This window comes from Endozoicomonas sp. ALB115, from assembly GCF_049310245.1.
Taxonomy (GTDB): Bacteria; Pseudomonadota; Gammaproteobacteria; order Pseudomonadales; family Endozoicomonadaceae; genus Endozoicomonas.
This window is the reverse complement of the sequence record NZ_JBLYZG010000037.1, coordinates 26,735-52,515: the sequence shown is the minus strand read 5'-3', so window position 1 is coordinate 52,515 and position 25,781 is coordinate 26,735. Positions and strand designations below refer to the sequence as shown.

At 50.3% G+C, this 25,781-nt stretch carries 17 protein-coding genes; 6 read left to right on the top strand and 11 right to left on the bottom strand.

Features of this window, described 5'->3' with window-relative positions; genetic code table 11:
- The first annotated feature begins 476 nt into the window (after positions 1-476).
- A complete protein-coding gene (locus tag ACO6VE_RS16055; RefSeq protein ID WP_422462283.1) occupies positions 477-1,646 on the top strand; it encodes a pentapeptide repeat-containing protein in 1,170 nt (389 codons plus the stop codon).
- Positions 1,647-1,698: 52 nt separating this feature from the next.
- Here ACO6VE_RS16055 and ACO6VE_RS16050 read toward each other — a convergent pair whose 3' ends face one another.
- The 6 genes from ACO6VE_RS16050 to ACO6VE_RS16025 form a co-directional block, all read right to left on the bottom strand.
- On the bottom strand, positions 1,699-3,396 hold the full coding sequence (locus ACO6VE_RS16050; RefSeq protein WP_422462281.1) for an HlyD family type I secretion periplasmic adaptor subunit: 1,698 nt from the start codon (positions 3,394-3,396) through the stop codon (positions 1,699-1,701).
- 6 nt (positions 3,397-3,402) lie between these two features.
- Positions 3,403-5,571: a type I secretion system permease/ATPase gene (locus ACO6VE_RS16045; RefSeq protein WP_422462279.1), complete on the bottom strand. Its 2,169-nt coding sequence runs from the start codon at positions 5,569-5,571 to the stop codon at positions 3,403-3,405.
- 235 nt (positions 5,572-5,806) lie between these two features.
- Positions 5,807-6,541 carry a phosphate signaling complex protein PhoU gene (gene phoU, locus ACO6VE_RS16040; protein WP_422447711.1) on the bottom strand — a complete coding sequence of 245 codons (735 nt, stop codon included), beginning with the start codon at positions 6,539-6,541 and terminating at the stop codon, positions 5,807-5,809.
- Positions 6,542-6,590: 49 nt separating this feature from the next.
- Entirely contained in the window at positions 6,591-7,610 is a 1,020-nt protein-coding gene (gene pstB, locus ACO6VE_RS16035; protein WP_422447713.1) for a phosphate ABC transporter ATP-binding protein PstB, read from the bottom strand.
- Between the two features lie 5 nt (positions 7,611-7,615).
- Complete coding sequence (gene pstA / locus ACO6VE_RS16030; RefSeq protein ID WP_422462277.1) at positions 7,616-9,304, bottom strand: phosphate ABC transporter permease PstA; 1,689 nt, start codon at positions 9,302-9,304, stop codon at positions 7,616-7,618.
- A 26-nt stretch (positions 9,305-9,330) separates the two neighbouring features.
- Positions 9,331-11,643 carry an ABC transporter permease subunit gene (locus tag ACO6VE_RS16025; RefSeq protein WP_422447717.1) on the bottom strand — a complete coding sequence of 771 codons (2,313 nt, stop codon included), beginning with the start codon at positions 11,641-11,643 and terminating at the stop codon, positions 9,331-9,333.
- Positions 11,644-12,198: 555 nt separating this feature from the next.
- On the opposite strand from ACO6VE_RS16025, the gene ACO6VE_RS16020 reads away from it, so the two are divergent.
- A complete protein-coding gene (locus ACO6VE_RS16020) occupies positions 12,199-13,518 on the top strand; it encodes a Na+/H+ antiporter family protein (protein ID WP_422447719.1) in 1,320 nt (439 codons plus the stop codon).
- A 79-nt stretch (positions 13,519-13,597) separates the two neighbouring features.
- Here the strand turns inward: ACO6VE_RS16020 and ACO6VE_RS16015 are convergent, their stop codons facing one another.
- The 4 genes from ACO6VE_RS16015 to ACO6VE_RS16000 are packed head-to-tail and all read right to left on the bottom strand — an operon-like array spanning position 13,598 to position 15,552.
- The gene (locus ACO6VE_RS16015; protein ID WP_422447948.1) at positions 13,598-14,617 is read right to left on the bottom strand and encodes a PstS family phosphate ABC transporter substrate-binding protein; all 1,020 of its coding nucleotides are present in this window, start codon (positions 14,615-14,617) and stop codon (positions 13,598-13,600) included.
- 17 nt (positions 14,618-14,634) lie between these two features.
- Positions 14,635-14,883 carry a hypothetical protein gene (locus ACO6VE_RS16010; RefSeq protein ID WP_422462275.1) on the bottom strand — a complete coding sequence of 83 codons (249 nt, stop codon included), beginning with the start codon at positions 14,881-14,883 and terminating at the stop codon, positions 14,635-14,637.
- Positions 14,876-15,307: a PIN domain-containing protein gene (locus ACO6VE_RS16005; protein WP_422447721.1), complete on the bottom strand. Its 432-nt coding sequence runs from the start codon at positions 15,305-15,307 to the stop codon at positions 14,876-14,878. The genes ACO6VE_RS16010 and ACO6VE_RS16005 overlap by 8 nt, the downstream gene beginning before the upstream one ends.
- The gene (locus ACO6VE_RS16000; protein WP_422447723.1) at positions 15,304-15,552 is read right to left on the bottom strand and encodes an AbrB/MazE/SpoVT family DNA-binding domain-containing protein; all 249 of its coding nucleotides are present in this window, start codon (positions 15,550-15,552) and stop codon (positions 15,304-15,306) included. The genes ACO6VE_RS16005 and ACO6VE_RS16000 overlap by 4 nt, the downstream gene beginning before the upstream one ends.
- A gap of 369 nt (positions 15,553-15,921) precedes the next feature.
- Between ACO6VE_RS16000 and ACO6VE_RS15995 the strand changes: the two genes are divergently transcribed.
- The 4 genes from ACO6VE_RS15995 (at position 15,922) to ACO6VE_RS15980 (ending at position 24,987) form a co-directional block, all read left to right on the top strand.
- Entirely contained in the window at positions 15,922-18,090 is a 2,169-nt protein-coding gene (locus ACO6VE_RS15995) for an F-box/WD repeat-containing protein (protein ID WP_422462273.1), read from the top strand.
- A 141-nt stretch (positions 18,091-18,231) separates the two neighbouring features.
- On the top strand, positions 18,232-20,334 hold the full coding sequence (locus ACO6VE_RS15990) for an F-box protein (RefSeq protein ID WP_422462271.1): 2,103 nt from the start codon (positions 18,232-18,234) through the stop codon (positions 20,332-20,334).
- A 296-nt stretch (positions 20,335-20,630) separates the two neighbouring features.
- On the top strand, positions 20,631-22,742 hold the full coding sequence (locus ACO6VE_RS15985) for a WD40 repeat domain-containing protein (RefSeq protein ID WP_422447728.1): 2,112 nt from the start codon (positions 20,631-20,633) through the stop codon (positions 22,740-22,742).
- Positions 22,743-22,860: 118 nt separating this feature from the next.
- Complete coding sequence (locus tag ACO6VE_RS15980) at positions 22,861-24,987, top strand: hypothetical protein (protein ID WP_422462269.1); 2,127 nt, start codon at positions 22,861-22,863, stop codon at positions 24,985-24,987.
- A 118-nt stretch (positions 24,988-25,105) separates the two neighbouring features.
- Here the strand turns inward: ACO6VE_RS15980 and ACO6VE_RS15975 are convergent, their stop codons facing one another.
- Positions 25,106-25,510 (bottom strand): helix-turn-helix domain-containing protein, encoded by a 405-nt coding sequence (locus ACO6VE_RS15975; RefSeq protein WP_422447731.1) that lies wholly within the window; start codon positions 25,508-25,510, stop codon positions 25,106-25,108.
- Between the last annotated feature and the right edge of the window lie 271 nt (positions 25,511-25,781).

The window sequence follows — 25,781 nt, the reverse complement described above, 5'->3', positions numbered from 1 at the left end:
GATTCTGGAAATCGGGCAAAAATGTTCACGATCAGCCAGAATCCATGTTCACGCCTGGCCAGAATTCGTGTTCACGCTTTGCCAGAATGAGGGTTCACGATTAGCCAGAATATGCAACCTTCAGGTAAAGCAAGAATCCAAGCCGAAGAAACGGTATTTCTGAGAAGCAGTGGATAGCTGCCAATTTGCGTGGGTACACAAACTATCCTCTGCTTCAAGGAATGCCAAGAAATTCTTTGAAAGAGCATGACTCCTGACGCTTTTAGCGTGGACAGGTGTCGAAAAAAACTGCCTACAACCATTAATAACCATCAATGGTTGAACGAAAGTGCATTTATAACCACTTGATAAATATATAACTTATTGAAAATAAAGGAGGTAATTTATACCTCCTGTTAATATGAAATATCCGGGCTAAACCTTTAACCTATCCGGGCGACTCAGAATGAAACGAGTTTGTCCGGAGATTTCCACCTGTGCCACAGAAACAACGCCCATCATCGAAGTCTTCAGAACAGAAGTCTTCACCAAAAAAGAAAGTTTCAACAACGTCGGGTAACCACAACATTCTGGATACCGATGGGCTCAAAACCTCTGGCTTAAGAGCCAATAACAGCATTCTGGTCAACAAAGAGGTTGGCAAGTATCAGGTCCAACAGACATCAGGGCTGGCTTCTCAATTTGAGCAGGAAAAAGAGAAAGCTGCGCGGCAACGGGCATTGCTGGAAAGTCTCCACCCCGGATGGACCGCCCCGGATCAATCCGACTTTACCGGGCTATCTCTGAACCATCGGGATCTGGAGCGCATGCGTTTTAAAAACAGCCTGATGCAGCGCTGTAAATTCCGGTCCGGCAAACTGCGAGGCGTTTATTGGAAAAACTGTGACCTGCGTGGTGCCGATTTTCGCCATACCGATCTGCGGGACTGCATTCTGGATGGCTGTAATTTGAATGGAGCCGACCTTCGTCACGCCAACCTGGCCAATGCCAGGGTTATTGATTCCGACCTCTCAGCAGCGAATTTTGATCATGCCGTGCTGGATAAGGCGGTGATTGAAAACTGTGATATGACCGCACAAACCTTCCACAACAGCTCCTGCCGGGAAATACGTTTATACAACAGTCATATCATCCACGGATTCTTTGATAATACCGATTTCTCACAGGCAGAGATTCAGGATATGGAGTTTCGTCACTGTACCCTGACCAAAACATCATTCAACAATGCGGCGATCCAAAACGCATCATTCAGAGGGTGTGAAAGTTTTGATGAAGGCCCCTCTTTTTCCGGGGCAACAATGAATGAAGTAACCATGGCTGACTGTGAACTACAGTCTGTGAGTCTGGCCAATACCGAAATATCTCAGTGTGTCTGGGAACGTGTCAGCTTAACCAGCGCCCAATTGGATAATGCCGTATTCAACAAGGTCAGCTTCAATGAAGGCGTTTTCACCGACTGCTTCAGTGTGGAAAAGGCACCCACCTTTACCCAGTGCCATCTGAATCATTTACTGATCGAGCATACCGACCTGACCGATGCGCACTTCAGCCAGAGTTGTTTTATCGGAACCATTATCAAAGACTCAGATATTGATCAGTGGCAACTGCACAATACCCGAATCGCACCGGATACAATGATTGAGTAAGGCTGGCCGCTTCAGTGGCTATGATCACACCGGAAAACCAGCCTCATCCTGTTTATCTTTCTGTCAACGCATTCTGTTTGGCCCTGAGAATAGGCTTAAGCAGATAGGCCATCAGCGTCTTATCTCCGGTGATAATGTCCACATTGGTTCTCATACCGGGAATAATCATAAGCGGTTTATCTTCTGAGCCGACGAAGTTATTTTTAGTCCGGATTCGGACAATATAAAAGCTCTCGCCTTTCTCATCCTTGATGGTATCAGCACTGATGTGCTCAACCTCACCTTCAAGCCCACCATAAATCGCAAAGTCATAGGCCGTCAGCTTAACCACTGCTTTCATCCCCAGACGCAGAAAACCGATGTCTTTGGGCTGAATTTGCGCCTCAATCATCAGGTTATCTTCCAGTGGCACAATCTCCAGCAGACTCATGCCGGGCTGAACGACCCCACCCAGCGTAGTGACATGGATTTTCTTAACAATGCCATCCATGGGTGATTTGATCAGAGTCCGGTCTACCTGGTCTTCAAGGGCATGGTTAGACTCACCTAACTGATCCAGATGAACTTCCGTTTCCTTGAGTTCCTGAACAATATCAGCACGGTATTCCTGAAAAACCTCTTCTTTGCGGGACAGCGCCTCCTGATAGGCCGCCTGTAACTTTGGAATACTCAGCTCAGTTCTTCGCATTTGTGACTCAAGGTCATTCACCCGCTGTCTTAACTGAATCAGCTCAACCCTGGAGACAACACCCTGCTCTGCCAGAGGAACGGTCAATTCAAGTTCATCCTGTCCCAGTTCAAAGCTGGTGGTCAAAAATATCAGCTGATCCTCTGTGGTGGCTAACTCATGCTCAGCCTGGACCGCCTGCTCCCGGGCAACATTGAGCTCTGCAATGAAGCGGTCGGCACGCTGATAAAAAATTTCCCGCTCTCGCTCCATATAAGCCGGATAGTCGTCCAACTCAGCCGGGAAGTTCAATGTTTCACCCGACAACTCGGCTCTCAGTCTGGCCGCTTTGGCAAGCTCGCTGTAATACTCAATGGCACTTTCCCGAAAGGTGGAAGAGAAACGGGTGTCATCCAGCTGCATCAACGGTTGCCCTGAGTGCACCTGTTGCCCTTCTGCAACAAAAATCTGCTCCAGAATCCCACCTTCCAGATTTTGCACCACCTGCAACCGCGAGGATGGAATGACGATCCCCAGGCCCCTGGTAATTTCATCCAGCCGGGCAACACTGGCCCAGACGATGGAGGAGAACAGCGCCAGCAGCATAGTGTATATCAGTAAACGGCCACCTTTTGGCGTTCTTATCAGCATGGCGACATTGGTATCAGAGATATATTCCATATCATCTGGTAGCACTGTGTCTTCTATCTTTTCTAAAGAGTTCTCTGAAGAGTTCTCTGAAGAAGCCTCTGAAGAAGTCTCTAAGGAGTTCTCCGGAGAATCCTCCCCTTTGCCCTCCTCAGAAGCACTCTGCTCTTGGCCATCAGCAACAGTAAATGCCTGTTCTGACTCAGCCGACTCTGAAGAGGTCTCTGAAGAAGCCTCTAAAGAGTTCTCCAGAGAATCCTCCCTTTTGCCATCCTCAGAAGCATTCTGCTCCTGGCCATCAGCAACACTAAATGCCGGGCCTGATATCGCCTGTTCTGACTCAGCCGACTTCGTTATGTGGCCTTCTGACGGTTCAGTCTGATTCACAGGTGCCTCTGTCGAGCCCTTTACGTCCTTATCATCGCTGCTACTCATTCCAGCCTATCCTATTTTGAGTTTGCCCTGCCTTAACGCCGCATGTACCTGATCCTTGGGTCCATCCGCAACAATACGTCCACTGTCCATTACGATCAGTCGATCCACCAGATCCAGCATTGAGGCCTTATGGGTAACCAATATCAACGTCTTGCCGGTGCACCGGGTCTTTAGCTGCTCCTTCATTCGCAGCTCAGTGGTGTTGTCCATAGAACTGGATGGCTCATCCATCACCAGAATCGGTGGATTCATCAGCAGGGCACGGGCCAGGGCAATACTTTGTCGCTGCCCTCCGGACAGGTTTTGCCCGCGCTCACCCACGATCATATCCAGCCCGTTAGGGTGCTTATTGGCAAACTCCGTTACTCCGGCAATCTCAGCAGCCTCAAGCAACTGGCTGTCGTCAACATGGTTTGCCCCCAGGGTGATATTGTCTTTAATGGAGCCGTAAAACAGTGTGATATCCTGGCTAACGCAGCCAATACTGGAGCGCAGGTCAGTGGGATTGATCTGTCGTAAATCAACACCGTCAACCCGAACTGCGCCTTCTCCCGGTTCATAAAGTCCCAGTATCAGCTTTTCGATGGTTGTCTTGCCGGAACCAATTCGCCCGATAATCCCAACCTTTTCACCGGCTTTAATGCTCAGGCTGACATCTCTTAAGGCCTGAATTTCCTGCTCGGGATAGGAAAAGTTAACCCCATCAAAGTCAATACTGCCTTTCAGGTCCGGACGATTAACGTAATCCCTGTCTTCATGACGTTCGGTTGGCATGTCCATGATCTGATTCAAGCCATCCAGAGCCGATTTGGCCTGGTTATAGCGGGTTGCCAGCCCGGCAATCTGAGCCATGGGTGCCAGACAGCGGCCAGACAGCATGACCGAGGCAATCAGTCCCCCCATGCTCAACTCACCTTCAGAGATCAGATAAACCCCAAGAATAACCATGCCTATATTGGCCATTTGTTGAACATAGGCACTGAAACTGGTGGCAGAAGAAGTGAGCAGTTTGGTTTTAATGCTCCAGGTGGCAATATGGCTAACGGCTTTTTCCCAACGGTACTGAATATCACTCTCGGCCTGGGCAATTTTCAGGGCTTCCATGCCTGAGAGGCTTTCAATCAATGTGGCATTTTTCTGCTGACTGGAACGAAGTGTTTTTTCAACGGAATTTTTGAGAGGCTCCTGAATAAAGAAACTGTAGAGGCCAATGATGAGCATGGCGACCAAAGGTACAACTGCCGTGGGCCCACCCAGCATAAATATCACGAAAAGAATGATACAGGTGAACGGCAGGTCAACCAGCGCAGTGACCGTTGAAGAGGTAATAAATTCCCGAATACTTTCGAAGTCCTGAAGGTTTTTCGCGAAGGAACCCACTGAAGCGGGCTTGGCCTTCATGCTCAACCCCAGAACCTGCTCCATGATGGCAGAAGAGAGCAGAATATCGGACTTTTTACCGGCCAGATCAATAAAATAGCTGCGCACCATTTTCAGAATAAAATCAAAACTGAAAACAATTAACGCACCAACGGCCAGAACCCAGAGTGTATCAAATGCCTGGTTGGGAACCACCCGGTCATACACATTCATCACAAACAGCGGGCTGGCAACCACAAAAATATTGATCAACAGTGATGCCAGTAAAACATCACGGTAAATTCTCCATGAACCGAGAATAGTTCCCCAGAACCAATGTCTGGATTTAACCGTTAATTTCTGCGGGGTCCGACGATCATAACGATGCTTTTCACGGACATAGATAACATAGCCACTGTAAAATTCATTTAATTCTTCAATACTGATTGTTGTCGTGCCCTCACCGGTTTCCGGCATAATAATCCGGGCAGTGCCTTTTGCATGGTCAATATCGGACAAAATGCAGGCTTTGCGTTTATTCAGTAACAACACGGCAGGAACAACCAGTGAAGATATTTCGGCAATCTCCCGCTTATGAACTTTACAGGCCAGACCCGCTCTTTCAGACGATCGAATAAATACTTCTGCAGTAAATTTGCCTTTCTCAAGGGGCATTCCAGCTTTTAAAGATTCCCGTGAATACGGATTACCATAATGGCGGGTTAACAAGGCGAGGCATTCAAGAAGGTCATCGCTGCTGACGGGGTGTTCATCAGGGATATCCCAGCCGTCATGAAGGGTACTGGAGTAATTCATAGCTACCTGCTGATTGTTTCATCCGTGTTTTTTTACAAAAGATTGATTCAGAAACAAACAGCATGATTGCCTGAAAGGTATTAATAACTAAAGATTAGCGCAAAATACCAAACAGCTAATTGAAAAATAAAAAATTGAAAAACACATTTTTAAATGGTGTTCATATCAGAAATAAAAAACCGGGGAATTTAATTCCCCTAAAACCATTTCAATTAAATTAAAAGACAGTACTGCTTCAATCATCCAGCTGCTGATCAAACACCTCTTCCTGCATCCGTTTAAGACCAATGTGTCTGACATCCTTACCCTTGACCAGGTAAATAACGTGCTCGGCAATATTTCTGGCATGATCACCAATCCGCTCCAGAGAGCGTAATACCCACATAATATTCAACACCCGGGTAATGGAGCGGGGATCTTCCATCATATAAGTCACCAGTTCACGGGTGGCACTTTTGTATTCCCGATCCACCGCTTTATCCTCTTTAGCCACCGCAAGGGCCTGCTCTGCATCAAACCGGGCAAAGGCATTCAGGGCATCCTGAGTCATCTGGCGGACATGACTGCCAATATGACGGGTTTCAATATAGCCTTTGGGTGCTTCCCCCTGTTCTGACAATTTTATGGCAAATCGGGCAATTTTGGCCGCTTCATCACCAATGCGCTCCAGGTCCGTGGCCACTTTGGTGCATGCCAGAACCAGGCGTAAGTCGCTGGCTGCAGGCTGGCGGCGGGCCAGAATTCTGGAACACTCCTGATCAATGGACGTTTCCATAAAGTTGATGTCGGTGTCTTTTTCACAAACAACGATGGCCAGGTCACTGTCGGCATTGATCAGTGACTCAATGGCATCACTGACCTGCTTCTCAACCGTGCCGCCCATGGACAACAGGTTATTGCGCAGCTCTTCCAGTTCATGGTTGAACTGCTGGGAAATGTGGTGGGTCAGCAAATCGCTTTGGTTAGGCATGGATAATCCTTGGAGGCTGCCAGAAACTGTTGAGATTCAGGAAAGCTCTTCAGCCATAACGGCCAGTAATGTAGTCTTCAGTCTGTTTCTTGCGGGGGTTGGTGAACAGCCTGTCGGTGTCGCCATACTCAATCATCCGCCCCATATACATAAATGCGGTGTAATCCGACACCCGGGCCGCCTGCTGCATGTTATGGGTGACAATCACAATGGTAAATCTGGACTTCAACTCATTGATCAACTCTTCAATCTTCAAAGTGGAGATAGGGTCGAGTGCAGATGCAGGCTCATCCAGAAGCAATACTTCGGGTTCCACCGCAATGGTCCGGGCAATAACCAGACGCTGCTGCTGCCCACCGGATAGGCCCAGTGCGCTTTCATGGAGGCGATCCTTCACTTCATTCCAGAGCGCAGCCCCTTTCAGCGCCCACTCCACAACGTCATCCAGTACCCGCTTTTTATTGATGCCCTGAATTCTCAGGCCATAGGCAACATTTTCATAAATACTTTTTGGGAATGGGTTGGGCTTTTGGAACACCATCCCTACCCGACGACGAAGATCAGCCACATTGACGGATTTCTCGTAGATATTTTGCTGCCCACCGGAAGCATTGGTGAGCCGTATCTGCCCATCCACACGACAGCCATCCACCAGATCATTCATCCGGTTCATACTGCGCAGCAGCGTGGACTTACCACAGCCCGAAGGTCCGATAAACGCCGTTACACGCTTTTGCGGTATCTTCATGGAGACATCAAACAACGCCTGTTTCTCGCCATAGAACAAGTTCAGGCCAGACACCTCCATACTGGTCGGTTCAAGCTCAAGGTTCAGTACAGAACGACCACGCCCAAGAGACTCAGGATTAACAGCTCCGGGAAGTGCGGAAGGTGGTTCAGCACGACCATCAGCGGTAACACTGGCGTACTTCTCAGGGCTGTTTTCAGGATACGTTATGGCGGTTTTCACAGTAAGAGCCTCACTCAAAGTCTTGTTCAGGCTTTCATCCTTTTTTTCATCCCCTTCCGGCTTTCTATCGATGACGTTATAAAGCTCTTCCGCAGACATCGTGTTCAGTCCTCAAGGCTCTTGTATTTTTCACGTAACCGGTTGCGAATCGCAACGGCGGACAGATTCAGCACGGCAATAACCATCACCAGCAGCAACGCAGTGGCATACACCAGCGGCCTGGCGGCTTCCACGTTCGGGCTCTGGAAACCCACATCAAAAATATGAAAGCCCAGATGCATGAACTTCTGATCAAGATGCAGATAGGGGTAGTTGCCATCCAGCGGCAAGCTGGGAGCCAGCTTAACAACCCCCACCAGCATCAGTGGTGCTACTTCCCCTGCCGCACGGGCAACCGCCAGAATCAAACCGGTCATCATGGCCGGGCTGGCCATGGGCAGCACAACCCGCCACAACGTTTCTGCCTTGGTGGCACCGAGGGCCAGACTCCCTTCCCGAACGGAGCGGGGAATACGGGACAGCCCCTCTTCCGTGGCGACAATCACCACCGGCAGGGTCAACAGAGCCAGAGTGATGGATGCCCACAGCAGCCCCGGAGTACCAAAGGTGGGGGATGGCAGGGCCTCAGCAAAAAACAGATTATCGATTTTTGCCCCGGCAAAGTAGATGAAAAAACCAAGACCAAACACCCCGTAAACGATGGAGGGAACCCCCGCCAGGTTATTAACTGCCACCCGGATGGCCCGGGTCATCCAGCCCTGACTGGCGTACTCTCGCAGATAGACGGCAGCGATAACACCGAAAGGGGTCACCATAATGGACATCAGAATCACCATCATCACTGTGCCAAAGATGGCGGGGAAGACACCGCCTTCGGTATTGGCCTCCCTGGGATCATCAAGAATGAACTCACTGACCTTGTCAAAATAAAAACCTATTTTATCGGTCAGTGACAGGGCATTGGGCTGATAGGCACGCACCACCTTACTGATTGGCTGTTCCAGGGTTTGACCAGCAACGGTTCTGGCCACAAAGCTGTCACGGTTGAACGCCCGGTAAAGATCGCCCAGCTGGTTTTCCAGTTGCTGATATTCCTGATTCAGCTGTTTTCGCTCAGCCTGAATCTCTGCCTGACGGACAGGGTCCCTATCACCGCTCAGCTCCAGACGACGCTCGGCCAGACGCAGCTGTTCTATTGCGGCGTTTATTGAGCCAATGTCGTGCTTTTCAATCTGGTAGATTGCCTGATAAATCTCGAGAGCCCGATCCAAACGCTTATTGAAAACGGTCCAGGCCGATTCACCACTGGCAACGGTGACACCATCTTCCTGAACAGACTCCAGGAAGCCGTAGAAATTGCCCCATTCACGACGCTCAAGCACCATGATGTCTTCAGGGTACTGGCGATTACTCAGCCACTCATCGACGATCCAGACAAAGTCAGCACCACTCAGGTCCCGATTGCCCTGCTTCAACAGAACACGGGTATATAGCTCCTGGCCGTTGACCACCTCAAGGCCGGACGACTCCAAACGGGCTGCGGGGACTTCTTCACTGTCGGTAATCTCTCCGGCAACCATTCGGACAGCCTGCCCCGGAGGCTGGTAATCGGCCACCATAATCTGGCCCGGCCAGAAGTGCCCCAGCCCGCGCACAGCGATCAACCCCAGCAGCCCGATCACCAGAACCAGACTGATGGCAACCGCACCGGCATTTAGCCAGACCCAGGGAGCACCGCTGTTAATCCATGCACCAACAGAGCGTTTTCCGGGGCTTTGAAGGGAATTATTCATAGTCATTTCTTATCCTCTTTCCCTTCTTAGAGCGAGCTGTATTTCTTACGAAGTCGATGACGCACCATCTCCGCCGCCGTGTTCACCACAAAGGTAAACAGGAACAGCACCAGTGCGGCCAGAAAGAGAATTCGGTAATGGCTACTGCCCACTTCAGACTCTGGCATCTCAACCGCAATATTGGCCGCCAGCGTCCGCATGCCCTCAAAGATATTGGCATCCATAATGGGCGTATTCCCTGTGGCCATCAGCACGATCATGGTTTCACCCACAGCCCTTCCCATACCGATCATCAGCGCAGAGAAAATACCCGGACTGGCGGTCAGAAGAACCACCCGGGTCAGGGTCTGCCAGGGTGTGGCTCCCAACGCCAGGGAACCATAGGTCAGGTGCCTGGGTACGCTGAATATCGCATCCTCCGCAATGGAAAATATGGTTGGAATAACGGCAAAACCCATGGCCAGTCCTACCACCAGGGCATTACGCTGGTCGTAGGGAATGCCCAGCTCGGTGGTCAGCCAGGTACGCATATCACCGTCAAACAGCCAGAGTTCCAGACTGGAACTGAGCGACATGGCCAGGGCACCACTGAGTAATACCACGGGCACCAGCAATCCGGCCTGCATACCGTCAGGAATCCGGTGACGTATCGTTGCAGGCAAGCCATCCCAGGCAAAAGCAAACATCAGGATGCCCGCTGGCACAAAGAGCAACAGGGCAAAAATACCCACCAGCTGATTTTCAATCAGCGGGGCCAGCCAGAGCCCGGCAAGAAAACCAAGAATGACCGTAGGCAGGGCCTCCATCAGCTCGATCACCGGCTTTACCTTTCTGCGCATGCCCGGAGCCATAAAGTAGGCGGTGTAAATAGCCGCACAAATGGCCAGTGGCGCTGCCAGCAACATGGCATAAAACGCCGCCTTGAGCGTCCCGAACGACAGTGGCATCAGGCTCAGCTTGGGCTCGAAATCATTGTTTGATGCCGAGGACTGCCAGATGTAATCCGGCTGATTGTAAGACTCATACCAGACTTTACCCCACAGGGCAGACCAGGATATTTCCGGGTGCTCATTGTCGATTTTCAGGAATTGCGTCTCACCCTGGCTGGCCAGAATGAGATAATTGCCTCTTGGCGCTACGGCCATTTGATCTATTCGACCCGCAGCCAATGGCTCCACCAGCAGAGAACGGTTTGCCGTGGTGTAATACAGACCAACCTGACCCTTCACATCCGACGCCAGAAAGCCCTTGCGCCGATGCTCCGGAACAATCTTGTCGATGGGGTCACTGCCGAGGCTGAAAGAACGAATATTGTGCAAATTCAGACGGCCATCTTCACGAACCATAAACCACTGGGCGATATTGCCTTCTGAGTCACCCACCAGCAGGGACACCCCGCCCAACAGAAACGTCATCGCGGTAACTTCCACTCCCTTAGCGGTCAGGTTGAGCGTCTCATGGATATAGGGACGGTCAATATCGCTGATATTGATCACCGTCAGTTGATTGCTGCCGCTGAGGACATAAAGCCAGGTTTGTTCCGGATCAATCAGCAACTGGCGGATATCCAGGCCACCCTGCGCAGAAAGTCCGCTGATCACCGGCAGGGCGACGGACTGCTGCTCAACAGTGATGGACTCGGTTAAAAAATCCGCTTCCTTATGGACAACCTCCATCACCAGCTGGTTATTGCTGCTGGCGGCCATCAACAGCTTTTCCTCACCGTCACTGATGGCCAGTTGTGCAACCGGAGCCGAAAAGTCCTTGATGGCAAAAGGCTGCCGCTCATAAGGGTAGCTGACTTCCGGTGTGATCTTCCGGCGGTCATCTGGCCAGGTAATCCTGTAGCCCTGATCAAACAGTATGACCTCACCTTTGGTAAGACCGGCCGCCATCAGATTGGAACCAGCAGCATCCCTGACCACCCTGACCACCTCACTGCCCGCAGGTATTGGCAGCAACTCATTCTGTAGCCATTCACCGGTCTGGGAGGAGAAAAAACGCAGATTACCGGAAGCCTCTGCTTGCATGGCCACTTCGGCCTGCTCTTCAACAGCGAGAAATATCGGCGCTTTTTTTGTAGCAACTGGCTCATCAACAAAAGTCAGGGCCGATGGGTATGAAGCAACCCGGGTAATCTCAGCGCGGTTAAATAGCGGCAGGACCTCATAGAGGAGGTAAAAGAAAATCAGGAGAATCGCCACAATCACGCCAAGACCACCGGAGGCAACCCCCCAGCGGGCAAGACGGTCTTTCAAGAAGCGCAGGGAACGATATTTTTTTAGTGCCGGTGTATTGAAATCAATACCCGGGCTGTTATCCATCGAATTTTGATACATGGCGCAAGTCTGATTAAATCATGCCCGTAACTTACAGAATCAATATGACAGTAATGTGACACCGGGAAAAAATCATTGCCCGGGCCAACAGATCAATGTAATTTAGTGGCTGCCAATAACGGCTGTAAGCCTGAATTACCGAGCCTACAGACCTGTTGAAAGTGCATCATGATCAGAGAAAATAACGATGTTACCCAGAAATCTGCTAACAATACCCGGTATTGACACCCAATCAGAACAGTGTAGCTCTGCCCTTTCCATGATCCCTTCCCTGCATGCCCACCGACACCATCATCACCATTGAACGGCTGATTCGACCCTGATCGAATACATTTACTTTTATCGCCTGAGCTTCTAGCCTCAATGTGTAATATATTAATTTACAACTAGAAAAAAGAGCTCAAGGCACAACCAATCAAGGAATGCGACAGCTCCTGACGAGCTCTGCACTGATCTGCTATAGACTGATCTGTTATAGATCGTGCTGTGGATAATGCTGTGGATTGAAGTATCGCAAACCGCTTATAACTCAAAAGAACACAAAACTGGATTACTATGAACGCTGTCATTTTGGCTGTTGCCATCATGCTGACCTTGAGTGTCTTGCGTGTAAACGTTGTACTTGCCCTTTTTTTCGGGGCTATTGGTGGAGGTCTTGCCGGTGGACTGGGGTTTGATGCCACACTGTCCGCTTTTGCCGAAGGGTTGGGGGGTGGTGCCAGCATCGCCATCAGCTACGGTATGCTGGGTGCCTTCGCCATGGCTATATCCGCATCCGGGATTCCCCAGTGGCTGGCCGATCGAATTATTCAGAGGGTAGCCAAGACCCACAAAACAGCTGGCCTGAGGATCTCAATCCTGGGAAGCATTCTGCTGATGGCCTTTGCCTCCCAGAATGTGGTCCCTGTGCATATCGCCTTTATTCCTATTCTGATCCCACCGCTACTGGGTGTTTTCAGCTCCTTACAGCTGGACCGCAGGGCGGTAGCAAGCACCCTGTCGTTTGGTCTGATCGCCACCTATATGCTGGTTCCCATTGGTTTCGGCAATATCTACCTGACCCAGATCCTGGCGGGCAACCTCAACGATAATGGCTTGAACATTGACCCTGACCTGATGCCATCGGCCATGGCTCTACCGGTACTCGGCATGTTTATTGGTCTGCTTGTGGCTGTGTTCTGGACTTACCGTAAACCCCGCCACTACCACATTGCAGAGAGCGCCCTGAAAACCGCTAAGGAAGAGCAGCCATCCATGGAGCCAAAGGCCGTGCTGATTACCCTGGTATCCATTGCGGCGGCACTCGGCGTGCAACTGTTCACCGACTCCATGGCCATGGGTGCAGCCACAGGCTTTATGATGATGATCCTCGGCGGCATTGTGCACTGGCGGGAAGCGGATGATGTCTTTGCCCGGGGTGTAAGAATGATGGCCCTGTGTGGATTTATCATGATCTCTGCCTCTGGCTTTGCCGAAGTACTCAGGACAACCGGGGATATTCCTGCCCTGGTGGCCATGGTTGAAGAGCTGGTTTATGGCAGCAAGGCACTGGCCGCATTGCTGATGCTGCTTGTTGGATTGATGATCACCATGGGCATTGGTTCTTCCTTCTCAACCATTCCCATTATTGCCACACTTTATGTCCCACTGGCACTGGCCCTTGGCTTTTCACCTCTGGCAACCGCTGCGCTTGTTGGTGCATCCGGCGCGCTGGGTGATGCAGGCTCTCCAGCCTCCGACTCCACTATTGGTCCAACCGCCGGGCTGGATGTGGATGGCCAGCACGACCATATCCGTGACACCGTTATTCCAACGTTTATGCACTACAACATTCCCATGATCCTGTTTGCCTGGATCGCGGCAATGATTCTGTAATTAATGCGTATCCTTTGAAGGGTTAACTAAAAAATAAAGCCACTGAAGACAGTGGCTTTATCTCCACTCAGCAATCACATTACTTGCTGGCAATCGTCGTATTATCCAGTCCGAGCTTAGCCAGGTATTTATCAACCACCTTGCCTGGCAGTGGGATATAGCCATCCTTCACAACCACTTCCTGCCCCTGTTTCGAGAGCAGCAACTTAACAAATTCGCGCTCAAGGGGAGACAGTGGCTTGTTAGGCTGCTTGTTCACATACACGTACAGAAAACGTGACAGAGGATAGCTGCCATCAACCGCATTCAGCGGCGTCGCCTCAACAAAGGACTGGCCTTCTTTCTTCGCCAGTGCAACGGTTCTCACACTGGAGGTTTTGTAACCGATACCGGAATAGCCAATACCGTTCAGCGATGCAGAAACCGACTGAACCACCGAGGCGGAACCTGGCTGCTCATTCACACTGTTTTTAAAATCCCCCTTACACAGCGCCTTCTTCTTGAAGTAGCCATAAGTGCCGGATACCGAGTTACGTCCATACAGCTGCACAGAGCGGTTCTGCCAGGATCCACTCAGGCCAATATCACCCCAGGTCTTCACTTCACTGTCTGCGCCACACTTGCGGGTTGACGAGAAAATCGCATCCACTTCGGCCATGGTCAGGCCTTTGATGGGATTATCTTTGTTAACAAAGACTGCCAGCGCATCAATCGCCACAGGAATCGCCGTTGGCTTGTAACCATGCCTTTTCTCAAATGCTTCCAGCTCCTTGTCCTTCATTTTCCGACTCATGGGGCCGAAGTTTGAGGTACTTTCGGTCAGAGCGGGAGGTGCAGTAGAAGAACCCGCCGCCTGAATCTGAACATTCACATTGGGATAAATGCGCTTGAAATCTTCGGCCCAGAGCGTCATCAGATTTGCCAGCGTGTCTGAACCCACGGAGGACAGGTTACCGGACACGCCACTGGACTTACTGTACTTTGGCAGGGATGGATCCAGCTGGCTGGCCATGGCAGCACCACTGGCCAACGCCAGCGCTGCGGTAGCAGACACAGCCAGGACTCGCTTAAATGCCGTTACGTGTGTTGTTATTTTCATCATTTGCTCTCCAGGATTTACGCGCCCTGTTCGATTAACAGCACCTTCTCATCATTAAGGGCTATCAAAGGTTGATCTGAGGCGTGAGCCTCCTTGCTTGACTTCCGGGAATCAAATATAGAGCTTGAATGTGACAATTCTATGAAAAGAAAAAGAGAAAAGAAAAAGGACACCCACTTTTTAAAAAGTGAAGAGAGCAAACCGTGGCCGGGTCTTTCATTTTTAAAGGGTGGCTTTACGGGGAGCAGGAGGCGTTCATCAGTCACTCCCAACTTGCTCCTTTACCAGCGTGGTGACGATGGATAAAGCCCCCAGCTTTTTGCGGCTTTCAAAGCTGTAGAGCGTTTGGGAGCCTTTGCTGGTGGCACGTCGGGCAATCAGACAATCAGAGAAATCCACTTTTGGAGTTTCGCTGTAATCCATAAGCGCGCTCTGCAGGGCACTCCAGTCTTCAAAAATGAACCGGGTGTTACTGGCGAGCTGTTTGAGAACGGAGTGTATTTCTGCTTTGGTTAATTCAAAGACGGTTTCCAGCACCCACTCGGTTTCGGCCAGGACAATGTCTGAGAGGTAAACGGAGTCAGCAGAATTAATGGTTTCAGCCGCCACTCTCGCTTGCCAGGGCGGGTTACGGGCATCGACTGGCGCTATCAGATAACGCAACAGCACATTTGTATCAACAGCAATCATGATTCGCCCGCGAATTTTCTGGCGGTTTTGTTTTTGATGGCCTTCCTGGTGTCCTCTCGCGTTATGTGTTGATGGGTATCACCAGGTAATTTGATGGTGCCAGAAAGGTCGTCGGAGGTCATCTTTACCAAATGTGCCACACCATCGCGCTCGAAAACCTGTATAAAGTCGCCTGGTTTTAGCCCGAGCTTTTGGCAGATACTTTGAGGAATAGTCACTTGTCTTTTGGTCGTTAATTTATGCACGTCACACCTCTTTCTGTATTACTATATTGAAATAGTAATACTATCGTAGGCAAAGGTTGTACACAGGGCAAGAAAGGTTGTGGCTAGGAGCCTGTCCGAGAATAGCGCCCGTAGCGAGGATTGCGAGAAATTGAGGATAAAAATTTCTGATTCTGAGGAGAATAGCGGGGCTATTTGACGAAGAAGCAGGAATTTTTAGACCAATTTATCGCAACCGCAGTAGGGCAGTCTATTCTCGGACAGGCTCCTAGACTGCCAAAGCGGTTTTCGGTCAGCCTCCCAGACGAACATTCCGATTGCTGTGAACTTTTGCCCGGCAACCCCATCCAAGATATCTGAATGGCAACCATCTGAAGATCACAATTCACAATGGAACCTCCCGTTACTGTAAACACCAGCGGCAATTATGGCGATGACCCGGACTGCGCCGGAGTAACACCTGAGGTATCCCGTTATGTGTGGAACAGCAACGGTATGTCGGTTGTGCCCTGCCAAGACCAATGTTCATTACTGTATTTGCCTGAGCCTCCCATGCTCAGGCTGTTGGGCTATTTATCTTTCAGAGAGATAATCGCCACCGCAAAAACGTGTACTTATTTAAACCAGATAATCACCGATGAACATCTGCTGGCCAGATCGTGGTTTGCAAAATTGGCAACGCACCAACAGAACCAGTTCAAAGAGATTGCCCGTGACATCAGTGATCGTGACCTGCAGCACTGGCTGGGGCAATTTACCACGGATACAACGGTAGTCGGTAAACTTTGCGGCCAATACCTTGCAGAACAAACAACAGACGACGGTCGTAAAACCGGTGAAACACAAAAAAGGAAATACTTCCCCCAGGTACTGTTTTACACGGTGAGTAAACTGATGGCTGACTGTCGACAATTCAAACCGGTTCTGGCAAAGAAAATTAATGATGCTCCTGACGCTACTATCAGCCTGAACACCCATGGCGACCATTTAATGATCTTGGGAAACCATCATAGAGGGACAATCTTTGGCTACACAGCGAACCGCCCATGGCATAAACAAGCCAGTTTTAGCTTCGATGACGAGCTCTGCACAGGTCTTCCTCTCGCCAACTTTGAGACCCACGGCCATCATGTGCTGGCCTGTAGAGGACGTACCGCAAAAATCTTCGCATATAACGCCGACAAGAGCTGTACGGAGCAGCTCGACATTTTCCATGGAGGCAGGATCAGCTCAGCTGATTTAAGTTACGATGGTCATCATGCAGTCATTATCTGTGATGATGGCAGCGCCAGAATCCACAGCTGGAACGACACTGGTCACTGGACGCTGGCAGCGGATATTACCGATTTCAGGCGGCACTTGAAGGCTCGCTTCAGCCCGGATGGCAGCCGGGTACTGACCCACTCAAACTCGTGCACAAAAATCCACAGACGGAACGAGGAGGGTGGCTGGACATTAGAGGTCACCAGTGACTTCTATGCCCGATCAGTCACCTTCAGTCCCGATGGCAGCCATGTGTTGATGTACAGTTGTTATCGGGGGATCAACGCAAAGATCGCAAAAATCCTCAGCCTGAACAAAGATGGCGGCTGGCTGGAGAGTGCACCCCTCACTCACAAGGAAGGCTCGGTCATACGGGTTATCGCCAGCCCCGATGGTCGCCATGTCATTACCATCAACCAGAAAGACCGTGAAACTAACAGCATAACCATGAAAATCCTCAGTCGTGACAGCAACAGCGACTGGACAGAGACAACTGACAATATCCCAATTATTCTCCCCAATGATACCCGACTATGGCCCAAATTCAGCCCCGATGGCTGTCATGTAATGATTAGCAAGAGTGATTCTAACCTTGAAATCCTCAGCTGTGACAAACGCGGCAACTGGATGCAGAGCCCTATTCCCTTATTTAGAAAAGGCAAAAGAGCCGTCTTCAGTCCCAATAGCAACCATGCGGCGATCATCGGCGCTGGTTATAGCATCGCCAGTATATACAGTTATAACGCCGCCAGAGGCTGGATAAAAAGCGGCATCATTCCCCATAACCGTGAGGGGCCATACATTGACGCCAGCTTCAGTGCTGATAGCAGCCATATTGTCACTTTCTGTTGGCACGCAGCTTACTGTTGGCCCCCAGGCAACGCCAGTAACGAATTTCAGGCAAAAATCTACGGTCACGATGGGAACGGCAAGTGGCTGCCAAAGGCCGTTATCAGCCATAACGGCCCGATCTATACCGCACGCTTCAACGCCGATGGTACCCATCTGGTAACCGCAAGCGAGGATGGTACTGCAGTAATCCTTGGTCGCTGTGCCGACGGCAGCTGGGTGACTAAGGTCATTCTGGAACATAACTACCGGGTCAATTCTGCCTTCTTCAGTGTCGATAGCAGACAGGTGGTGACCGTAAGTGCCTCGCAAAACGTAAAAATCTGGCGTCTTGTCGCTGCTGGCATGGTTCTGGACAATCCGCCCGGAACTCCACAGGCTGCAACTGGCCAGGGTGTTGTTCTGCATGCTGGCAACCAAAAGCCGGAAGCAAACAGTCAGAATTGAGAAACATGCCAGGTCGTTCTATCGACCCATTCACAGAACCCACGGGAAGATTAATCAGGTTTATTCGAATGCCTTGAACTTTTACCCGGCAACCCCATCCAAGACATCTGATTGGCAGTCACCTGACAATGACAATTAACAATGAAACCTCCCGTTACCGTGAACACCAGCGGCAGTTATGTCAGCAGCCAGGACTGCGTGGGAGTTACACCTGAGGCACCCCATTGTGTGGGGAGTGCGCGGAGCAGTAACGGTATGTCGGTTGTGCCCAAAGACCAATGCTCATTACTGAACTTGCCACAGCTTCCCATACTCAAGCTGCTGGGCTACTTATCTTTCCGGGAGATACTCGCCACCGCAAAAACGTGTACGTATTTAAACCAGGTAATCACCAATGCAAATCTGCTGGCCAGAAGGTGGTTTGCAACATTGGCAGCACACCAGCAAAACCAGTTCAAAGAGATTGCCCGGGACATCAGTGATCCTGACCTGCAGTACTGGCTGGGACAATTTACCATGGATACAACGATAGCCGATAAGCTTTGTAGCCAATGCCCTGGAAAGCAAACAACAGACGACGATCTTAAAACCTGTGAAGCACAAAAAAGGAAATACTTCCCCCAGGTCCTGTTTTACACGGTGGGTCAACTGATGGCTAACTGTCGACAATTCAAACCGATTCTGACAAAGAGCATTCTTAATAACCCTGATGTCAATACCGTCAGCTTTAGCACCCATGGCGACCATTTAGTGATCTTCAGAAACAATCATACCTGGACAATATTTGGCTTCACAGCGTACTGCCAATGGAATGAACAAGCGGGTTTCAGCTATCATTCCTGGGTCAACCCTCCTTCCCCCACCGTCGAGACCAGCTTCATGACCAGCGGCCATCATGTCTTGGCCTGGGATGGATACCATGTCGCAAAAATCTTCGGCTATAACGCCGATAACAGCTGCACAGAACAACTCTCCATTGTCCATAAAGACAGGATCATATCAGCTGACTTAAGTGACGATGGTCATCAGGTAGTTATTACCTGTTATGATGGCAGTGCCAAAATCCACAGCTGGAACGTCGCTGGTCGCTGGACGTTAGCTGCGGACATCGCTGATGGCGGGCGGGGCTTGAAGGCTTGCTTCAGTCCCGATGGCAGTCGGGTACTGACCCACTCAGACTCATGCACAAAAATCCACAGGCGGAACGGGGAAGGTGGCTGGACATTGGAGGCCTCTAGTAACTTCGATGCCAAATCTGTCACCTTCAGCCCAGATGGTAACCAGGTTCTGATGTTCGGTGTCAGGGGGATGGCAAAAATCCTCAGCCTGAACAAAGATGGCTGCAGGCTCGATAGCTCTACCCTCGGTAACAACAAAAACTGGATCATACGGGCTACAATCAGCCCCGATGGTTGCCATGTCATTACCGTTAACCACCAAAACGCTAAAACTGACAGCATAACCCTAAAAATCTTCAGTCGTGACAGCAACGGCAACTGGACAGAGAAAACCGGCAATATCCCCATTATTAACCCCCTTGACCCTGACCTGCCCCCCAAGTTCAGCCCCGATGGCTGCCATGTGATGGCAGCCAAAGATCTTTCTAACCTTGAAATCCTCAGCTGTGACAAACACGGCAACTGGATGCAGAACTCTATTCCCTTGAGGGGAAAAATTAAAAGAGCCTTCTTCAGTCCCGACAGCAGCCATGCGGTGGTAATCGTCCCAGGTCATCGCTCCGCCAGCATATACGGCTTTAACGCAGCCAGAGGCTGGATTGAAAAAAACATCATTCGCCATGACCACAACAGGCCACAAATTGACGCCAGCTTCAGTGCTGATGGGCGTCATATTGTCACTTTCTGTTGTGGCTGTTCTTGCCGAGCCCATGGCAGTGCCAAATATCACGCAAAAATCTATGGTCGTACTGGGAACGGTAATTGGCGAGAAAGAGCCATTATCACCCATACTGGCCCGATCCGTTCAGCACGCTTCAACGCCGATGGTAGCCATATAGTAACCGCAAGCGCGGATGGTACTGCAGTAATCCTGGGCCGGTATGCCGACGGCAGCTGGGTGAATAAGTCCATTCTGAAGCATAGCTTTGCGGTCCGATCTGCCATCTTCAGTGTTGATAGCAGGCATGTGGTCACCGTAAGTGGCAAACACATTGTGAATATCTGGCGTCTTGTCAATGCGGGCAGGTCTTTGAACGAAACTATGCAAACCGAATTCAGTCCATAGCGATATTTCGGGCCGGAATCTGCGCCCGGTTCCATCAAGAAAGATCATGAGCGGTTGTGAGAGATAGTGAAATTGCCCAACCCTCATGGGAAACCCTATCAGGGCTTCGCTGGTACCATAGATGGAGTTGTGAAAAACGGGAAAGTACCTTCAGACATACTGCGCTTCCTGTGTCGTTTTTGCAGACAAAGCTTCCAGCTTGAGCTCTAGACGATCATTCCGATTGCTGTGAACTTTTGCCCGACAATGCTATCCAAGATGCCTGACTTGCAACCACCTGAAGATCACAATTCACAATGGAACCTCCCGTTACCGTGAACACCAGCGGCAATTATGGCGATAACCCGGACTGCGCCGGAGTAACACCTGAGATATCCCGTTATGTGTGGAACAGCAACGGTATGTCGGTTGTGCCCTGCCAGGACCAATGTTCATTACTGCATTTGCCTGAGCCTCCCTTGCTCAGGTTGTTGGGCTATTTATCTTTCCGGGAGATACTCGCCACCGCAAAAACGTGTACGTATTTAAACCAGGTAATCACCGATGAACATCTGCTGGCCAGATCGTGGTTTGCAAAATTGGCAACACACCAGCAGAACCAGTTCAAGGAGATTGCCCGTGCCATCAGTGATCGTGACCTGCAGCACTGGCTGAGGCAATTTACCACCGATACAGCGGTAGTCGGTAAACTTTACAGCCAATGCCCTGAAGAGCAGACAACAAACGATGGTCTTAAAACATGTAAAGCACAAAGAAGGAAATACTTCCCCCAGGTCCTGTTTTACACGGTGAGCAAACTGATGGCTGACTGTCGACAATTCGAACCGGTTCTGGCAACGAAAATTCTTGGTGTTGATGGTAATACCCTCAGCTTGAACACCCATGGCGACCAGTTAGTGATCTTGAAAAACTTCCGTACCGGGCTAATTTTTGGCTACACAGCGAACAGCTCATGGCATAAACAAGCCAGATTTAGCTTCGATTACGAGCGCAAAACACATCGTCCTCTCTACAACTTTGAGAGCAACAGCCGTCATGTGCTCGCCTGTAGAAAACATACCGCAAAAATCTTCGCATATAACGCCGACAAGAGCTGTACTGAGCAACTCAACATTTGCCATGGAGGCAGGATCTGCTCAGCTGATTTAAGTTACGATGGTCATCATGCCGTCATTATCTGTGATGATGGCAGCGCCAGAATTCACAGCTGGAACGACACTGGTCACTGGACGCTGGCAGCGGATATTACCGATTTCAGGCGGCCCTTGAAGGCTCGCTTCAGCCCGGATGGCAGCCGGGTACTGACCCACTCAAACTCGTGCACAAAAATCCACAGGCGGAACGAGGAGGGTGGCTGGACATTAGAGGCCACCAGTGACTTCTATGCCGAATCAGTCACCTTCAGTCCCGATGGCAGCCATGTGCTGATGTACAGTGATTATGAGGGGATCAACGCAAAGATCGCAAAAATCCTCAGCCTGAACAAAGATGGCGGCTGGCTGGAGAGTGCACCCCTCACTGACAACGGAGGCTCGGTCATACGGGTTATCGCCAGCCCCGATGGTCGCCATGTCATTACCTTCAACCGGAAAGACGGTGAAACTGACAGCATAACCATGAAAATCCTCAGTCGTGACAGCAACAGCGACTGGACAGAGAAAACCGGCAATATCCCGATTATTATCCACAATGGTGCCCGGTATTGGCCCAAATTCAGCCCCGATAGCCGTCATGTGATGGTTAGCAAAAATACATCTAACCTTGAAATCCTCAGTTGTGACAAACGCGGCAACTGGATACCAACCTCTATTTCCTGTCTGGAAGAGAGAAAAAGAGGCTTCTTCAGTCCCGATAGCAGACATGCGGCGATCATTAGCACTGATTATCTCACTACCAGAATATACAGTTATGATGAAGCCAGAGGCTGGACAGAAAGCGGCACCATTCCCCATGACTTTCAAGGGCCAGACAATAACGCCAGCTTCAGCCCTGATAGCAGACATATTGCCACTTTCTGTTGGCACCCGGTTTGCCTTTGGAACGACAACATTCCTGGCAAATTCAAGGTAAAAATCTACAGTTACGATGGGCACGGCAAGTGGCTGCCAAAAGCTCTTATAAGACATGCCGGCCCGATCTATTCCGCACGTTTCAACGCCGATAGCACCCATCTGGTAACCGCAAGCCAGGATGGTACTGCAGTAGTCTCTGGCCGCTGTGCCAACGGCAGCTGGGTGAATAAGGTCATTCTGAGACATGGCTACCCGATCAATTCTGCCTTCTTCAGTGTCGATAGCAGACAGGTGGCGATCGTAACTGGCTCGAACAATGTGAAAATCTGGTGCCTTTTTGCTGCTGGCATGGTTCTGGACAATCCAGCCGAAACTCCATCCCGCCTTCTTCAGTGACGATAGCAAACAGATCTTGTCTAAACGATCATTCCAAATACCTTGAATTTTTGAACTTTTGACCAACTTTTCCATCCAAGGTAACGGACCGGCAATCACCAGACGAGGGCAACTCACCATGGCACTTTCCATTACCGAGAACAACAACGGCCGTTATGGCAGCAGTCCGGAATGTGCCGGAGTAACACCTGAGGCGTCCCGCTGTGTGTGGAGCAGCAGCGGTATCTCGATTGTTCCCGACGAAGACCAGAGTGCATTGCTGAAATTGCCACAGATTCCCATGTGCACGCTGCTGCGCTGCTTGCCTTCCCGGGATATAATCGCCATCGCAAAAACGTGTAAGTTTTTTCATCAGGTAATCACCAGGGAACATGTGCTGGCCATAAGGTGGTTTGCAACATTGGCAGAACACCAGCAAAACCAGTTCAAAGAGATCGCCCGGGGCATCAGTGATCATGACCTGCTGAACTGGCTGGAACAATTTACCACGAATACAACAGTCGCCGATGAACTCCTCAGCCAATTCCTTCCAGAGCAAATAAAAGACGATGGTCTTAAAACCAGTGAACCACAAAAAAAGAAATACTTCCCCCATGCCCTGTTTTACAAGGTGGGTCAACTCATGGCTGGCTGTCAACAATTCGAACCGGTGCTGGAAAAGCGCATTTTTGAAAAACCGGAAGTCAATGACGTCAGCTTTAGCACCCATGGCAACCATTTAGTGATCTTCAGAAGCAGCAATACCGCAACAATCCTTGGCTGCACAGGTAACGGCCAATGGCATGAACAAGCTGGCTTCAGCTATCACTCCTGGCGCAACCCCGAAGAACCGGCTTCAACCACCCTCATGACCAGCTTCATCGCCCGTGGCCGTCATGTATTGACCTGGGATGACGGCCATACTGCGAAAATCTTTGCCTACAACCCCGATCACAGCTGCACAGAGCAACTCACTACAGTCTATGAAGACAGGATCATATCAGCTGACCTGAGTTACGATGGTCATCAGGCAGTCATTACCTGTGATGATGGCAGTATCAAAATCCACAGCTGGGACGGCGCGGGTCACTGGACGTTAACAGCGGACATGGCCGATGGCATGTGCTGGAAGGCCTGCTTCAACTCCGATGGCAGCCAGGTACTGGCCCGTCCATTGTCCCCCTGGACCCCCGGCCCGAGCGCCAAAATCCTCAGTCGGAATGAGGAGGGTGGCTGGACATCAGAAACCATTGGCGACCCCAGTGCCAAACGCGTCAGGTTTAACCACAATGGCAACCCGTTACTGATGTTTGGGTCCAGGGAGATGGCAAAAATCCTTCGCCTGAACAAAAAAGATGGCAACACGATGGAGAGCATCAGACTCAATAACAATGACTACAGTATCATGCATGCTACAGCCAGCCCCGATGGTCGCCATGTCTTTACCGTCAACCAAAAACCCGGAACCAGGAGCAAAACCCTAACCATCTTCAGTCATGACGGCATCGACAACTGGACTGGGAAAACTGACCATATTCCCATTTTTGAAGACAATCATCCTGACCTATCCCCCCAATTCAGCCCCGATAGCTGCCATGTGATGGCTACCGAAGATCTTCGTAGCCTGGACATCCTCAGCTATGACGAACACGGCAACTGGATAAAGAAATCTATTCTCTTGCAGCAAAAAATGAAAAAAGCTTTTTTCAGTCCCGACAGCAGCCATGTGGTAGTCACCATGCCGGATTATGGTGCCTGCTGCTGCATATACGGTTATGACGGAGCCGCGAGCTGGATAAAAAAAGCCACCATTAGCCCTAAACATGTCCATGACTCGGAATTGCCAAAAATTGAGGCCAGTTTCAGTGCTGATAGCTGTCATATTGTCTCTTTCTGTTGCTACGAAGAGAACTTGAATACCGAATATGAGGCAGAAATCTACGGTCGCGATGAGCATGGCAATTGGCGACCAAGAGCCACTGTCACCCATAACGGCCCGATCAACTCCGCACGCTTCAACGCCAATGCCAGCCTTTTAGTGACCGCAAGCGCGGATGGCACTGCAATCATCCTGGGCCGGAATCCCGAAGGCGACTGGGAGAAGAAGACTGTTCTGAAGCATGCCGACCCGGTTCAGTGCGCCGACTTCAGTGCTGATAGCAGGCAGGTGGTGACCTTAAGTGGCAAGTACACCGTGGAAATCTGGCGTCTTGTCGCTGCTGGCATGTCTCTGGACGACACTATGCACGTTGAATTCAGTCCATAGCGATATTTCGGGCCACTGCGCCCGGTTCCATCAAGGTGGCTCGGAAAAAGCTCATAACCTCTTGCGTAAGGGGCGGCGCGTCTAGCGCCGTCCGCTGGGTGCTGTTGTTATGTTTGCTTTACTCCAGGTTTTCTGCCCATGACGTATCGGTTATTCTCGGATCGTCGATTCGCTGGCCGAAGCAGTTGTAATGATCCTCTTTTATCTGCTTGAACACGAACGGCTCGAACAACATTCGATACAGCTTGGAGATGTTGCCCCCTTTCTGGTTAGTACGGTAACAACTTTCTATAAAGCCTTCTTCTTCCAGCTTTTTTAATCCGGCGCTGATGGTGGGTTGACTGGTGCCGACCATATCTGCCAACAGTTTCTGGCTTGGCCAGCATTCGCCTTCAGTATTGGCAAACGTTACCAGTACGACCAGCAAGTATCTTTGCGTCGGTGTCAGCGCCTCCATCCCTTTATTTTTAAGTTTGACCCGAATCATTTTTAACAAACCAATCCCGTAAGCAAAGGAAACCATGCTATACTGCTCCGCGAGCAACAGCTCATATTTTGAGAGGAAAACCCGGTAGGAGGACCAACTCCTGTGACCGGGTTTTTTCTTATGCGCAGCAAATATAGTTGAGCCTCAATAAAAGACAAAAAATATTGATTTTTTTATAAATTTTTTATCTTATACGCAAATCTGCGTAAAGCATCACCCAATCGGGCAGTGAGTGCCAGCCTATCAACCCGTCGATAGCCCCACCGAAATTGAGCGAATTTCAATATCAACCAGTTGATACAAACAA

Excerpts from the sequence above, each read along its gene's own strand:
- ACO6VE_RS16050 (WP_422462281.1), bottom strand. The coding sequence starts at position 3,396 with ATGAGTAGCAGCGATGATAAGGACGTAAAGGGCTCGACAGAGGCACCT.
- ACO6VE_RS16045 (WP_422462279.1), bottom strand. The coding sequence starts at position 5,571 with ATGAATTACTCCAGTACCCTTCATGACGGCTGGGATATCCCTGATGAA.
- phoU (WP_422447711.1), bottom strand. The coding sequence starts at position 6,541 with ATGCCTAACCAAAGCGATTTGCTGACCCACCACATTTCCCAGCAGTTC.
- pstB (WP_422447713.1), bottom strand. The coding sequence starts at position 7,610 with ATGTCTGCGGAAGAGCTTTATAACGTCATCGATAGAAAGCCGGAAGGG.
- pstA (WP_422462277.1), bottom strand. The coding sequence starts at position 9,304 with ATGAATAATTCCCTTCAAAGCCCCGGAAAACGCTCTGTTGGTGCATGG.
- ACO6VE_RS16025 (WP_422447717.1), bottom strand. The coding sequence starts at position 11,643 with ATGTATCAAAATTCGATGGATAACAGCCCGGGTATTGATTTCAATACA.
- ACO6VE_RS16020 (WP_422447719.1), top strand. The coding sequence starts at position 12,199 with ATGAACGCTGTCATTTTGGCTGTTGCCATCATGCTGACCTTGAGTGTC.
- ACO6VE_RS16015 (WP_422447948.1), bottom strand. The coding sequence starts at position 14,617 with ATGAAAATAACAACACACGTAACGGCATTTAAGCGAGTCCTGGCTGTG.
- ACO6VE_RS16005 (WP_422447721.1), bottom strand. The coding sequence starts at position 15,307 with ATGATTGCTGTTGATACAAATGTGCTGTTGCGTTATCTGATAGCGCCA.
- ACO6VE_RS15995 (WP_422462273.1), top strand. The coding sequence starts at position 15,922 with ATGGAACCTCCCGTTACTGTAAACACCAGCGGCAATTATGGCGATGAC.
- ACO6VE_RS15990 (WP_422462271.1), top strand. The coding sequence starts at position 18,232 with ATGAAACCTCCCGTTACCGTGAACACCAGCGGCAGTTATGTCAGCAGC.
- ACO6VE_RS15985 (WP_422447728.1), top strand. The coding sequence starts at position 20,631 with ATGGAACCTCCCGTTACCGTGAACACCAGCGGCAATTATGGCGATAAC.
- ACO6VE_RS15980 (WP_422462269.1), top strand. The coding sequence starts at position 22,861 with ATGGCACTTTCCATTACCGAGAACAACAACGGCCGTTATGGCAGCAGT.
- ACO6VE_RS15975 (WP_422447731.1), bottom strand. The coding sequence starts at position 25,510 with ATGGTTTCCTTTGCTTACGGGATTGGTTTGTTAAAAATGATTCGGGTC.